This is a genomic window from Pseudomonas taeanensis MS-3 (genome assembly GCF_000498575.2).
Lineage (GTDB): Bacteria > Pseudomonadota > Gammaproteobacteria > Pseudomonadales > Pseudomonadaceae > Aquipseudomonas > Aquipseudomonas taeanensis.
The window spans coordinates 276,865-289,752 of the sequence record NZ_AWSQ01000009.1; the positions used below are offsets into that span (position 1 = coordinate 276,865).

The 12,888-nt window shown below is 60.5% G+C and carries 12 protein-coding genes; 7 read left to right on the plus strand and 5 right to left on the minus strand.

Annotated features, from left to right (window positions below):
- The first annotated feature begins 34 nt into the window (after positions 1-34).
- Positions 35-1,594: an FGGY-family carbohydrate kinase gene (locus TMS3_RS21500; protein WP_025167361.1), complete on the plus strand. Its 1,560-nt coding sequence runs from the start codon at positions 35-37 to the stop codon at positions 1,592-1,594.
- A 19-nt stretch (positions 1,595-1,613) separates the two neighbouring features.
- Here TMS3_RS21500 and TMS3_RS21505 read toward each other — a convergent pair whose 3' ends face one another.
- A complete protein-coding gene (locus tag TMS3_RS21505) occupies positions 1,614-2,312 on the minus strand; it encodes a pirin family protein (protein ID WP_025167362.1) in 699 nt (232 codons plus the stop codon).
- Between the two features lie 267 nt (positions 2,313-2,579).
- On the opposite strand from TMS3_RS21505, the gene yegS reads away from it, so the two are divergent.
- Positions 2,580-3,476 (plus strand): lipid kinase YegS, encoded by an 897-nt coding sequence (gene yegS, locus TMS3_RS21510; RefSeq protein ID WP_025167363.1) that lies wholly within the window; start codon positions 2,580-2,582, stop codon positions 3,474-3,476.
- Positions 3,477-3,635: 159 nt separating this feature from the next.
- Positions 3,636-4,571 carry a chemotaxis protein CheV gene (locus TMS3_RS21515; protein WP_025167364.1) on the plus strand — a complete coding sequence of 312 codons (936 nt, stop codon included), beginning with the start codon at positions 3,636-3,638 and terminating at the stop codon, positions 4,569-4,571.
- A 160-nt stretch (positions 4,572-4,731) separates the two neighbouring features.
- Here the strand turns inward: TMS3_RS21515 and TMS3_RS21520 are convergent, their stop codons facing one another.
- On the minus strand, positions 4,732-5,214 hold the full coding sequence (locus TMS3_RS21520; protein WP_025167365.1) for a DUF1499 domain-containing protein: 483 nt from the start codon (positions 5,212-5,214) through the stop codon (positions 4,732-4,734).
- On the opposite strand from TMS3_RS21520, the gene TMS3_RS21525 reads away from it, so the two are divergent.
- A complete protein-coding gene (locus TMS3_RS21525) occupies positions 5,213-6,019 on the plus strand; it encodes an MOSC domain-containing protein (RefSeq protein WP_025167366.1) in 807 nt (268 codons plus the stop codon). The two genes, TMS3_RS21520 and TMS3_RS21525, sit on opposite strands and share 2 nt — an antisense overlap.
- A gap of 43 nt (positions 6,020-6,062) precedes the next feature.
- On the opposite strand, the gene TMS3_RS21530 is transcribed toward TMS3_RS21525, so the two are convergent.
- The gene (locus tag TMS3_RS21530; RefSeq protein ID WP_025167367.1) at positions 6,063-7,991 is read right to left on the minus strand and encodes a transglycosylase SLT domain-containing protein; all 1,929 of its coding nucleotides are present in this window, start codon (positions 7,989-7,991) and stop codon (positions 6,063-6,065) included.
- 273 nt (positions 7,992-8,264) lie between these two features.
- Here TMS3_RS21530 and TMS3_RS21535 point away from each other — a divergent pair, with 273 nt between their 5' ends.
- Together TMS3_RS21535 and TMS3_RS21540 are read left to right on the plus strand one after the other, a co-directional pair.
- The gene (locus tag TMS3_RS21535) at positions 8,265-10,184 is read left to right on the plus strand and encodes an ATP-binding cassette domain-containing protein (RefSeq protein ID WP_025167368.1); all 1,920 of its coding nucleotides are present in this window, start codon (positions 8,265-8,267) and stop codon (positions 10,182-10,184) included.
- 63 nt (positions 10,185-10,247) lie between these two features.
- A complete protein-coding gene (locus TMS3_RS21540) occupies positions 10,248-10,934 on the plus strand; it encodes a DUF6901 family protein (RefSeq protein WP_025167369.1) in 687 nt (228 codons plus the stop codon).
- Positions 10,935-10,981: 47 nt separating this feature from the next.
- Here the strand turns inward: TMS3_RS21540 and TMS3_RS21545 are convergent, their stop codons facing one another.
- A complete protein-coding gene (locus TMS3_RS21545; protein WP_025167370.1) occupies positions 10,982-11,422 on the minus strand; it encodes a universal stress protein in 441 nt (146 codons plus the stop codon).
- An 86-nt stretch (positions 11,423-11,508) separates the two neighbouring features.
- On the opposite strand from TMS3_RS21545, the gene TMS3_RS21550 reads away from it, so the two are divergent.
- Positions 11,509-11,946, plus strand: a complete 438-nt coding sequence (locus TMS3_RS21550; protein WP_025167371.1) for a hypothetical protein — start codon at positions 11,509-11,511, stop codon at positions 11,944-11,946.
- 107 nt (positions 11,947-12,053) lie between these two features.
- Here the strand turns inward: TMS3_RS21550 and TMS3_RS21555 are convergent, their stop codons facing one another.
- Entirely contained in the window at positions 12,054-12,872 is an 819-nt protein-coding gene (locus TMS3_RS21555; RefSeq protein WP_025167372.1) for a hypothetical protein, read from the minus strand.
- Positions 12,873-12,888 lie beyond the last annotated feature (16 nt).

Sequence of the window (12,888 nt, forward strand, 5' to 3'; positions counted from 1 at the left end):
CCCCTGTGCGAAATCAATCAGAAAGGACTGCGACTTGAGCGAGAAAAGCTACCTGCTGGCCATCGACAACGGCACCCAGAGCGTGCGGGCACTGTTGTTCGATCTGGACGGCAACCTGGTCGGCAAGGGCAAGGTCGAGCTGCAGGCCTACTACTCCAAGCAGCCGGGCTGGGCCGAGCAGGACCCCGAGTATTACTGGGCCAGTCTGGGTGAGGCGTGCAAGCGGCTGTGGGCCCAGGTGGACATCGACCGAAGCCTGATTAAGGGGGTGTCGCTGACCACCCAGCGCGGCACCCTGATCAACGTCGATGCCCAGGGCGAGCCGTTGCGTCCGGCGATTCTCTGGCTGGACCAGCGTCAGGCCGAGGTCCAGGGCAAGATCAAGGGGCCCTGGGGCTGGTTGTTCAAGCTGATCGGTGAAGAAGCCACGGTGGACTTCTTTCGCGCCCAGGCCGAGGCCAACTGGATTGCCCAGCAGCAGCCGGAAATCTGGGCGAAGACCGACAAGCTGCTGCTGCTCTCGGGCTTTCTCACCCATCGTCTGTGCGGCCGTTTCGTTGACTCGGTGGCCTGTTGCGTGGCCTACCTGCCGTTCGACTACAAGCGCCTGCAGTGGGCCAAACCGGGTGACTGGAAGTGGCAGTCGATGCCGGTGCGCCGCGAGCAGTTGCCGGAGCTGTACAAGCCGGGTGAGCGGCTCGGCAGCATCTCCGCCGCCGCCAGCCAGCACACCGGGATTCCCGAAGGCTTGCCGCTGATCGCCGCCGGTGCCGACAAGGCCTGTGAAGTGCTTGGTGCAGGTGGGGTGGAACCGCAGACGGCGTGCTTGTCCTACGGCACCACCGCGACCATCAACACCACGCGCAGCCAGTACCTGGAAACCGTGCCGCTGATTCCGCCTTATCCGGCAGCGATTCCCGATCACTACAACACCGAGGTGATGATCTACCGCGGCTTCTGGATGGTCAGCTGGTTCAAGCAGCAATTTGGCCTGCGCGAGATGCAGCGGGCGGAGGAGCTGGGCGTCGAGCCCGAGACGCTATTCGATGAGTTGGTCAATGCCGTGCCGCCCGGCTCCATGGGCTTGATGCTGCAGCCTTACTGGTCGCCGGGGATCCGCGAGCCGGGGCTGGAGGCCAAGGGCTCGATCATCGGGTTCGGCGATGTGCATACCCGCGCTCATCTCTACCGGGCGATCCTCGAAGGCCTGGCCTATGCCTTGCGCCAGGGCAAGGAGAAGATCGAGAAGCGCTCGGGTACGCGGATCACGCGTCTGCGGGTGTCCGGGGGCGGCTCGCAGAGCGACGCGGCGATGCAACTCACCGCCGATATCTTCGGTCTGCCGGCCGAGCGTCCGCACGTCTACGAGACATCCGGCCTGGGCGCGGCCATCGACTGCGCGGTGGGCCTGGGCCTGCACCCCGATTTCCCCAGCGCGATCGCGGCCATGACCCGTGTCGGCGAGGTGTTCCAGCCCAACCCGCAGGCTCAGCGCATCTATCAACAGCTGTACACCGAGGTCTATCAGCGCATGTACCAGCAGCTCAGACCTCTGTACCAGAAAATTCGCCAGATCACCGGTTATCCGGCCTGAACTTTGGCCTGGGCTGCATTCAGGCGATTTCGACCAGGATGATTTCGCTGTCCTCAATCGCGCTAACGGTGATCACGGCCTCATCGCGCACCGCCACGCCATCGCGGGCCGCGGCGGTGACGCCGTTGACCGTGAACACGCCAGTGGCACCGACCAGATAGGCTTTGCGCGTGTGTGACAAGCGGTATTCGGCGCTCTGCCCGGCCTGTAGCGTCGCGGCCGCCAGGCGGGCGTTGACCCGGATGGGCAGGGCATCCTGATCTTCCGGGTTGCCGCTGGCCAGGGTGACGAAGGCGCCGGCGCGTTCGCCTTTGGGAAAGGGCTTGGCACCCCAGGCGGGTGGGGCGCCGAATTGATCCGGGGTGATCCAGATCTGGAAGATCGTGGTGGTTTCATCCTCCAGGTTGTATTCGCTGTGGGCAATACCGCTGCCTGCGCTCATCACCTGCACGTCTCCGGCCTCGGTGCGGCCCTGGTTGCCCAAATTGTCCTTATGGGTGATCGCGCCCTGGCGCACATAGGTGATGATCTCCATGTCGCGATGCGGATGGGGCGGGAAGCCGGAATGTGGTGCGATTTCGTCATCGTTCCACACCCGGAGCTGGCCCCACTCCATGCGTTCGGGGTTGTAGTATTCGGCGAAGGAAAAGTGATGGCGGGCATTCAGCCAGCCGTGCTGGGCGCCGCCGAGTTGGGCAAAGGGGCGAACTTCGATCATGCAAATGTCCTCATAGGTGGTGCGACCCGGCTCGCTTGCCAAGTGTCATCGGTTGCTATGAGAGGATGGTCGCTCAAATTTATTCGTTTAAAAATCGCTAATATTCGAGCGTTAATATCGGTTTATTAGATTAAATATGACTGCAGGTCGCGGCTCACTGCATCGCCCAGGGCCGTTCGCCGCTGAACGGTTCAAGCGCTGATGACGCGATGTATGCATCGGCTCAGGGCTGCGGAACATCGATCACGGGATTACAGGGGAAAGGGAATGCACAAGCGCAAAGCGTTATTGATCCTGCACGGCAAGCAAGCGTTGAATGAAGAAGTGCGTGCCGCAGTGCTGGCGCGCCGCAATGAAGGCTGGGAGCTGGCGGTGCGCTTGACCTGGGAAGGCGGCGATGCTCGGCGTCTGGTCGGTGAGGCGCTGCAAGCGGGTTACCCGACACTGATAGCCGGCGGTGGCGACGGCACCCTGCGCGAAGTGGCCGAGGCCATGGCTCTGGCGCAAACCGAAGCCAGCCTGGCTTTACTGCCTCTGGGTACCGCAAATGACTTCGCCCGCGCGGCCGGGGTGCCACTGACAGCGCTCGAGGCCTTGGCATTACTGGATGTGCCGGCACGGCCGGTTGACCTGGGAGAAGTCGATGGCCAGTTGTTTCTAAATATGGCTACGGGTGGTTTTGGCTCTAACGTCACCGCCAATACGCCGGATGACCTGAAGCAAGTGCTGGGCGCCGCCGCATACTTCCTCACGGGCTTGAGTCGTTTTGCCGACGTGCATTCCTCATTCGGTCGCTTCACCGGCCCTGACTTTCTCTGGGAGGGTGAGTTTCTCGCCTTGGGCATCGGTAACGGTCGCCAGGCAGGCGGTGGGCACCTGCTCTGTCCGCAGGCCAAAGTGGATGACGGCCTGCTGGATATCTGCATCGTGCCGGCTGCCCAGGATGTGGTCGGAACCCTGGGCACCTTGCTGTCCGGGGGAATCAACGGCTTGCACAGCGTGTCGCTCAGTGCGCGTTTGCCCTGGCTGGAAATCGAGGCGCCAGCGGGCCTGGATTTGAATCTGGACGGTGAGCCGATGGAAAGTCGCGAGTTGCGCTTCGCTGCACGCGCGGGCGCATTGCGCATGCACTTGCCGACCGGTTCGCCGTTACTCACTGATTGATGCGCGCGTTTGATGCTTGGCGCCGGGTTGGTGGCGCTGCTGGTGTGGTGGCACGGGCTCGGGCATGATGACGCCCCGTCATAATGGCTTTAGCGGCGCGTTTTTCGGCCGATACGCTGGCAAGACTAGACTCGACCCCACAGGCAACAGGAGCGCGCAATGGCGGGCATTCTCGACTCAGTAGATCAACGTACCCAGCTGGTGGGCGAGAACCGCCTGGAAATCCTGATGTTTCGCCTGACCGGGCGGCAGCTGTTCGCGATCAATGTGTTCAAGGTGCAGGAAGTCCTGCAAATGCCCAAGTTGACCTTGATGCCGCATCGCCATCGCTTCGTCTGTGGGGTGGTGACCCTGCGGGGGCAAACCTTGCCGGTAATCGATCTGTCGCAGGCTATCGGTATGCGCCCGCAGGTACCGAATGAGCACAGCACCATCATCGTCACCGAGTACAACCGCTCGGTGCAGGCTTTCCTGGTCGGTGGTGTCGAGCGCATTCTCAACCTGAACTGGGAGGCGATCCTGCCACCACCTGGCGGCGCCGGTCGCCAGCATTACCTCACGGCCATCAGCAAGGTCGAGGACCATATCGTGGAAATTATCGATGTGGAGAAAGTGCTGGCGGAAATCACCCCGATGAGCACCAAGGTGTCTGCGGAGAAACTGGCAGATCCACTGTTGGAGCATGCCCGGGGCCGTGAAGTGCTACTGGTGGATGATTCCAGTGTGGCGATGGCTCAACTCAAGAGCACCATGGCTCAATTGGATATCCACTCCCATTCGGCCAGTGATGGCCTGCGTGCGTTGAAACAGCTGAAGAGCTGGGCCGATGAAGGGCTGGATATGCAGGACAAGTTGCTGATGGTGATCACCGATGCGGAAATGCCGGAAATGGATGGCTATCGCTTGACCACCGAGATCCGCAACGACCCCCGGCTCAAGGATCTGTACGTGGTGCTGCACACCTCGCTGTCCGGCAGCTTCAACGAAGCCATGGTGAAGAAGGTCGGCTGCGATAACTTCCTCTCGAAGTTCCAGCCGGACAAACTGGTCGACGTGATCTGCGAGCGCTTGCAGCTCGACCAGCCCAACGTCTAGGGGACTGCCGGACTTAACGCTGCCCTACTGCGGAACAACCGGATTTGCCCATTTTTGCCGCTCTTTCTCGTTAAATAGCCCACTATTAGCCTCGAAAGTTCGGCAAAACTGGCTCAAGCTGGACGTCCCTCGCTAACGGACGGTCAAGTCCGACAGGCTCCTAGGGCTGTTCGGCCAAGCGCTGGCGCAGTCGCTCGATGCGCTTGCGGTTGACGCCGAAATCCGAGTAGCCCAGGCGTGAGGCAGAACGTACCTCGACGTGCTCCTCGCCGATCAGGAACTCGACATCGTCGACGAATCGCAGCACCTTGCTGCTGAACTCCGCGCGCAGGTAGTGGGCGTCCTGCGCCACCAGGCGAGCTCGCGGCTCGTCGCTCAAGATGTCGATCAGTCGCGCCCGGGTCTGGTTCGGGCTCCCTTGCAACGCTAGTGGCGCAATCTGCTGGTCGTCGCTATCGACCTGACTGCTGACGCAGTTGGGCGAAGCCGGGCAGGGCGTCAGGCGGCCCTGATCAGCCCCCAGATTATCCGGCGGGCTGCCGCTGCAGGCACTGAGGATGATCAGGCTCAAGCACAGCGCAGGCTTGTGAGCGCGGCGGGTTGCTCGTATAAGGTCGTTTTGCCGAATGGAAGACTGGCTCATGTTGCGTCTCTCTGGGTTGTACCGCTATCCACTGAAATCTGCTGTTGGCGAGCCATTGCACGAGGCTCAGCTGGACGCCTTGGGTGTGCTCGGTGACCGCCGCTGGATGGTAGTCGATGCCGAGAGCGGGCGCTTTCTGACCCAGCGATTGCTGCCGCAGATGACCCAGCTCAAGGCGCGCTGGCAGGGTGCCGAGCAACTGCTGTTGAGTGCGCCGGGGATGAGCGATTTGTCGGTTGCACTACCGACGCTTCAGGCCGAACTACGCGGGGTGATCATCTGGCGCGACAGCCTGAGGGTGCCGGATGCCGGTGACGCCGCCGCCCTGTGGCTGAGTAAGTTTCTCGGGCGGGCCTGCCGCCTGGTGCAGGTACCGTCAGAGCGCGCGCGTCAGGTCGATACCGCCTATGCAGAAGTCGGCGACAAGGTGGCTTTTGCCGATGGTTTTCCCTTGCTGTTGATCGGTCAGGCGTCACTGGACGACCTCTCGGCGCGGGTCGGTAGACCCTTGGAGATGTTGCGATTTCGCCCGAATCTGGTGATCGAAGGGGCCGAGCCCTATGCCGAGGACGGCTGGAAGCGTATTCGCATCGGTTCGCTGGAGTTCCGGGTGGCCAAGGGCTGCTCGCGTTGCATCATGACCACGCTCGACCCGCAGAGCGGCGTGCGTAGTGCCGATCGGGAGCCACTCGCGACCTTGCAGCGCTACCGTCAGCACGATGGCGAGGTGTATTTCGGGCAGAATCTGATTGCCGACGGGGTGGGTTTGCTGGCCTTGAACATGCCGGTTGAGATCCTCGAGTAAGCCTGCGCGGGCATGACCCGCGTGGCTTGCGAAGCGCGCACAATCACTGGTCGTCGAAGTAGCGCTCGTGCCAGCCGATCAGCGGTTGGGGGGCATTGAGCTTCTGCCCGTAGATCACCGAGTAGGACAGCACGTTCTGCACGTATTGACGGGTCTCATCGAACGGGATGTTCTCGATCCACACGTCGTAGGCCAGGTGGTCGGCGCCGCGCAGCCATTGGCGCACACGTCCGGGGCCAGCGTTGTAGGCAGCTGAGGCAAGTACGCGGTTGCCATTGAACTGACCATAAATCTGGCTCAGGTAGGCGGCGCCGAGCTGGATATTCACACTTGGTAGCAAGGCGTTATTGGGGTTGCTCAGGGGAATACCGAACTTGCGCGCAGTTTCCTTGGCGGTCGCCGGCATCAACTGCATCAGGCCCATGGCGCCGACGTGAGACTTGGCATCGGCCATGAAGGCGCTTTCCTGGCGGGTGACGGCGAACACCCAGCTGGAATGCAGGTCGCGCTTCTTCGCTTCGCGTACCAGGTTGTCGCGGTGGGCCATGGGGAAACGCACGTCCAGATCGTCCCAGTATTTGGCTTGACTGATGGTGCGGATCGCCGGGAAATACCACTCCATGTCATAGGCCAAACGTGCTTGGGCGACCAGCTCGTCGCGGCTGAACAGGCGGCTGACGTGATACCACTCGCGGCGTCCGTCGACGATCTGCCCACGCGCATTGAACTCGAGGGCGCGGCGGATACCGGCGGTATTGCGCACCTTCTGCAGGGTCTTCGGGTCCAGTGCCAGCGGCTTGTTATTTAGCTGGTAGGGCGCCTTGACCTGATCGGCAGCCATAAAACCGTAGAAATCACGTTCCTTGGCTAGACTCTGGTAGAGCTGCTGGGGGGCCTGGTTGTTGGGTTGTGCCAGTTGCAGGCTGCGCGCCTGCCAGTAACGCCAACGGTTGCTATCGGCCAGCTCTGCAGGCATTTGCCGAGTCAATTGGTGGACTTCGTCCCAGCGACCGAGGCGTAGCAGCAGACGCGCGCGCCATTCACTGACAGTGTTATCGCGCAACTCGGGGTCGTATTGGGCCATGACCTGCAGCGCACGGGAATCGAAGCGTTTGGCCAGGGTCAGGCCGATTTCGCGGGCGATGGCCACCTTTTCCTCGCTGGAAAACTGCATGCGTCGTGCGTAGCCGTCCAGCAGGCTGAGGGCCTTTTCGGGGTCTTGTCGGGCCAAACGGCGCAATCCTAGACCCACTACATCGGCCATGGCCTGATCGGTTCCGCTAAAACGCTGAGTCTGGCTGAGCAGCTGCGGCTTCTGCGCCACCTCGATCAATAGCTTGCCGTGGTTGCCCAGCGTCGGCAGGCCCTTGATCAAGTAAGTGGCCAAGCCATAGTTGCGCGCCTCGGCGGCCAGCTTGGTTCGTTGCCAGCGTTTGGTTTCGGTGAGCTGGCCAGCGGCCGCCCAGCGGTCAAACAAGCGATCGCAGGCTTCCGGTTGGGACTTGCCGACTAACCAGAGCTTTTCAGCGGTGGCGTAACCTTCTGCGGCCAAGCCGTGGCCCAGCTGGTATTGCCCATACAGGCAATCCAGTTCGGTGAAATTCAGTGCCGGGTCATAATAATTGGCAAAGGTCTTCCACTCGCCACGTTCGGCCAGCCAGCGCAACCAGCGCAGTTTCATCCAACTGGCCTGTGGCAGGTCGCCATGTTCGGCGAGGAATTTTTCGATTTCGTCATTGCGTGCATATTTCAGACGCGCGGTCAGCTCGTCATACGCCAGGTACGGCTCCAGCGGGTAGTCACGCAAGGCGTTGGCATAGCGCTGATAAGGTGCACTGTTGCCCTTGGCCAGAGCGCTTTTGGCTTCGTCGTAGTATTGGCGTTGCTGAGCCAAGCTGGCGGCGTGAGCCGCTGATAGCGTGGCAGCAGAGAGAAATAAGCAGGAAAACAGGCTAAGCAGACGACCGCACATGACACTTCCGGATTAAACACGAGGCTGAGCGTCGGCATGGCCGACGCAGGATTAGACTAGCTTAGCCTTTTGCCTGGGGGTGGCGAAAGTCGGCGGACGGCTCCAGGCTGCCGAATAAAAATGCCGGTAATGCCGGGGCGCTTCTCGGTTAGAATGCGCGCCCAGTTTTTGTCGATGCCTGAAGGTGCCGGCAAGTAGATTTTTGCGGTGATGGATACCGGCAAGCTGTTCTTGTCCGCGTGTTTATCATTCGCCGTATTGTTGAGGCGTGCCATGACCCTGCTTAAGTTCACCGATGTTTCCCTGGCGTACGGCGCCATGCCGCTGCTGGATAAGGTGTCCTGGCAGATCGCCCGTGGCGAGCGGGTGTGCATCATTGGTCGTAACGGCACGGGTAAATCCAGCATGTTGAAGCTGGTCAAGGGTGTGCAGAAACCCGATGACGGTGCGGTCTGGCGAGCCCCGGGGCTGAAGATCGGCGAGTTGCCACAGGAATTGCCGGTGGCCGACGGACGCACCGTGTTTGACGTGGTGGCTGAAGGCCTGGAAGGCGTAGGTGCGTTGCTCGCCGAATATCATCACCTGGCCCAGAACATCCACACCGATGCCGATCTGGACAAGCTGATGCATGTCCAGCAGGACCTTGAGGCGCGTGATGGCTGGCGCTTGCAGCAGCTGGTTGACAGCACCCTGAGTCGCTTGCAGCTTCCGGCCGATAAAACCCTGGCCGAGCTGTCCGGCGGCTGGCGCCGGCGCGTGCTGCTGGCTCAGGCGTTGGTCTCCGAGCCGGATCTGTTGCTGCTCGATGAGCCGACCAACCATCTGGATATCGGCGCGATTGCCTGGCTGGAAGAAGCCCTGATGGATTTCCAGGGTGCAGTGCTGTTCATCACCCACGATCGTTCATTCCTGCAGAACCTGGCCACGCGCATCCTCGAGCTGGATCGCGGCGGCCTGATCGACTGGAACGGTGATTACGCCAGCTTCCTGGTGCACAAGGAGGCCACACTAGCCGCCGAAGAAGTAGCCAATGCTTTGTTCGACAAGCGCCTGGCCCAGGAGGAAGTGTGGATTCGCCAGGGCATCAAGGCGCGACGTACCCGCAACGAGGGTCGGGTGCGTGCGTTGAAAGCCCTGAGAGTCGAGCGCAGCGAGCGACGTGAGCGAACCGGCAAGGCCGCGATCCAGCTGGATACTGCCGACAAATCCGGCAAGCAGGTGATGGTGCTGGAGAACGTCAGCTTTGCGCACCCGGATGGCCCGTTCCTGATCAAGGATTTTTCCATGGTCCTGCAACGCCAGGATCGTATTGGCCTGCTCGGGGCTAATGGCACCGGAAAAACTACCTTGTTGAAATTAATGCTGGGTGGCTTGCAGCCGAGCAGCGGCTCTGTGGTTGAGGGCACGCGGATCGAGGTGGCCTATTTCGATCAGCTGCGCCATCAGCTCGATCTGGAGAAAACCGTAATCGACAACGTCGCCGAAGGTCGCGACTTTATTGATATCGACGGCCAGAGCCGTCACGTGTTGAGCTACTTGGGCGACTTCCTGTTCAGCCCGCAACGCGCACGCACGCCGGTCAAAGCCTTGTCGGGCGGTGAACGCGCTCGTCTGCTGCTGGCCAAACTGTTCAGCAAGCCGGCCAACCTGCTGGTGCTGGATGAGCCGACCAATGACCTCGATGTGGAAACCCTCGAGCTGCTTGAGGAGGTCTTGCTGACCTTTAAAGGCACCGTATTGATGGTTAGTCACGACCGTGCCTTTCTCGATAATGTGGTGACCAGTACCCTGGTTTTCGAAGGCGAAGGGCGTGTTCGCGAGTATGTCGGTGGTTATCAGGACTGGCTGCGACAGGGCGGTTCGCCGCGCTTGCTCGGTGTCGGCGAAAGCAAGGCAGGCAAGGCTGAACTGGCCTCGGCGGTCGTCGAGCCGCAACCTGCAGCGGCTCAGGCCGAACCTGCTGCACCGGTAGCGAAGAAGAAGCTGAGTTACAAGCTGCAGCGTGAGCTGGAGGCGCTGCCTGGGCAAATCGATGCGCTCGAGCAGCAGATGGCTGCCTTGCAGGAGCAGGTTGGCGACCCGGCGTTCTACCAGCAGCCGGCGGAGAAGACCGCAGAGGCTCTGGCGCGCCTGCAACGCTTGCAACATGAACTGGATCACCTCTTGGAGCGCTGGGCCGAGCTGGACGCTTAAATACAGCGACAGCACGGCTGATAATCCTTAAACAGGACTCCAAGAAGTCTGGCGGAGCAAGCAATGGCCATCGAGTATCGCATCACCCTCGACGACAATCATGAATTCAGCTACCTGATCGAATTGGATCGCGGATATGACATCGCGGTGGCGCAAGCTGCGCCAAGCTGGACCCGGCTGGAAAACCAGCAGTGCAGCAATTGTCCGCTGAGTAAGGACAATTTCAGTCATTGCCCGGCAGCGGTCGACCTGCACCGGGTGATCGAAGATTTTCAAGGGTTGCCGGCCTTCAAGAAGGCAACGGTCTGGGTGCGCACGCCGGAGCGTGAATACACCAAGCAAGTTGGCCTGGAGGAGGGCTTGCGGGCGCTGCTTGGGGTGATAATGGCCACCAGTGCCTGTCCGGTGTTGGGTAAGCTCAGGCCGATGGCGCAAAATCATCTGCCGTTCGCCAATAATCAGGAGTTCAGTCTGCGCGCAGTCTCGCTGTACCTGGCGCGGCAGTATTTCAACTTCCGTGAAGGGCGTCATGCAGATTGGGAGCTGAAAGGGCTGGTGCGTATTTTCCAGCAGTTGCAGTTGGTCAACCAGGCGTTTTGGCAGCGTATTCACGACACCTGTAAGGGCGACTCCAACCTTAAGGCCTTTCTGACCTTTTTCTCGATGTCGTCGAGCATGACGTATTCACTGGAAACCCAGCTGCAAAAGATCCGCCCGTTGGTAATGAGTGCGGGCGATTATCTCGAGTGAGGGGCGCGGCGAATGACGCTGTTGGCGTCATTCGCCGGGGGAAGTGACTACTCGGGTTTCTTCAGGCGTACGGCCAGTACGTCGCAAGGTGCGCCGTGCAGTACGTCATTGGCGGTAGAGCCGAGTAGCAGCGCCAAGCCGTGACGACCATGGCTACCGACGATGATCAGGTCGCAACCTTGCTCTTCGGCCAAACGATGGATTTCCTGACGGGGTTGGCCGTAGGCGAGATGACGTTGGTCGGTGCCGAGTTCCGGGTATTTTCCGGCAAAACTGTCCAGCTTCTCCCGAGCCTGTTCGAATTGCTGTTGCTGCAACATCGACAGGTCCATCGGCACGTCGCCACCAAAGGCCATGGCCATGGGTTCGACTATGTGCACTACGGAGAGCTTGGCCTGCGTGCTGGTGGCCAGTTTCTGCGCGCGGTGCATGACCGGGTCGCATTCCTCGGTTAGGTCGACAGCGACCAGAATGTGCAGGTAGGGCATGGATGACTCCTTATGAGGATGACCAATAATGGTAAGTATGGCTGTATTGAACGCTTACAACAGGCCTTTGCCTGCGAGATGATGCTATGACTTGGTGGATCGTACTGCTGCTCCTGGCCTGTGTCCTTAGTCCGTTGTCTTGGTTGGTGCCTTCGCGGCGCCAGCGTGGACAGATGGATGTGCGTTTACAGGCAAGGCGCATGGGTCTGGCAATGCAATTGTCACGCGAAACCTGGCCGCATTGGTTGGCTCAGGAGCCGCCGAACACCTGTGCGCAGTATCACCGGGTGCGCCGCAGCGGTCATCAAGACAGTTGGTGTTACTGGCAGGCTGAGCCAGGAAAATGGGTGAATAAGTGGCGTGAGCCATGCGGCGACTCGCCGTTGGCCGAACAGCTGGCTGATCTGCCCGGCGACGTGTTCAAGGTCGAAGCCACGGCGCAAATGGTTGCACTGTATTGGGGGGAGCGGGCACAACCCGGCGCGCTGCAGAAAGTGGCGGATTTCTTGCTGGCGCGGGCCTGAGCAGCAGGTCATGACTAGGCAAAGAAAAGCCCGGTGCAAGCACCGGGCTGGAAGAGCGGCCAGGCAGGCCGGAAACTTCGAGTAAGTCACGCCTTAGTGCCGCCAGCTCAGTGTTGAGTGGCTGAATACTGGGCGGAAACGCTTTCCAAGCCTTCGATGATGCTGTCGGAGTACTTATTCACCAGAAACGGCACGCTGTTTTCGTTGTAGTTCATCAGTGACTTTTCTATATAGCGCCATTTGCTGTTGACCCCGCTCAGGGTTTGGGTGATCTGCGGGGTGTTCTGCGGAGACTTCTCCATGTTCGCCAGTTTACTGGCGAATTCACCGACCAGCTCCTCCATGGGGCGACTTGTGCCGCCGCCCATAAAAGTTGCGCCCACCGAGGCGCTACGAGAAGCGTAGTCCACAGCTATGGCTTGCATCAGCAGGCTTTGTTCGCGGCTTTGCTGGGTGAGTGCGGCCACATTATGACCGTCTTCCTGCTGGATTTTGCTGTACAACTCCTGGCTCAGGGCCATCAACTGCTGATTGCGAGCTGCCAGCTTGGCTACTGGTTGCAGGTCGGTATAACCCTGAGTTTTCAATGCGCTGGTCAGGTTGTTCAGGTCCGTTTGATAACCCTGCCATTGCTGCTCAAGCTGTGCGCGCAGGGCCTTGGAGCCTTCGCCGGGCATCTCGTTGAGCTCATTCAAGTGCTCACTGGCTTCGCTCAGTGATTCATTGATCATCCGTGCATACCGCTGGTCGCCTTCCATACCGTTATACATATAGAAGTCACTCAGACTTTTCTGTGCGGCCAGGCGCAGTTGATGCAGCTTCAGCAGGCTGGTGGACACATCGGACGCTTGGGCAGCGAGGCTGAAACCGGGAAGAGTAGCGGCGAGCAGGGCGCTCAAAGACATCGCAAGCAGTCGGCTCGACATGAGCAGCTCCATGGCC

Coding starts and splice junctions, on each gene's coding strand:
- TMS3_RS21505 (WP_025167362.1), bottom strand. CDS start 2,312: ATGATCGAAGTTCGCCCCTTTGCCCAACTCGGCGGCGCCCAGCACGGC.
- yegS (WP_025167363.1), top strand. CDS start 2,580: ATGCACAAGCGCAAAGCGTTATTGATCCTGCACGGCAAGCAAGCGTTG.
- TMS3_RS21515 (WP_025167364.1), top strand. CDS start 3,636: ATGGCGGGCATTCTCGACTCAGTAGATCAACGTACCCAGCTGGTGGGC.
- TMS3_RS21525 (WP_025167366.1), top strand. CDS start 5,213: ATGTTGCGTCTCTCTGGGTTGTACCGCTATCCACTGAAATCTGCTGTT.
- TMS3_RS21520 (WP_025167365.1), bottom strand. CDS start 5,214: ATGAGCCAGTCTTCCATTCGGCAAAACGACCTTATACGAGCAACCCGC.
- TMS3_RS21530 (WP_025167367.1), bottom strand. CDS start 7,991: ATGTGCGGTCGTCTGCTTAGCCTGTTTTCCTGCTTATTTCTCTCTGCT.
- TMS3_RS21535 (WP_025167368.1), top strand. CDS start 8,265: ATGACCCTGCTTAAGTTCACCGATGTTTCCCTGGCGTACGGCGCCATG.
- TMS3_RS21540 (WP_025167369.1), top strand. CDS start 10,248: ATGGCCATCGAGTATCGCATCACCCTCGACGACAATCATGAATTCAGC.
- TMS3_RS21545 (WP_025167370.1), bottom strand. CDS start 11,422: ATGCCCTACCTGCACATTCTGGTCGCTGTCGACCTAACCGAGGAATGC.
- TMS3_RS21550 (WP_025167371.1), top strand. CDS start 11,509: ATGACTTGGTGGATCGTACTGCTGCTCCTGGCCTGTGTCCTTAGTCCG.
- TMS3_RS21555 (WP_025167372.1), bottom strand. CDS start 12,872: ATGTCGAGCCGACTGCTTGCGATGTCTTTGAGCGCCCTGCTCGCCGCT.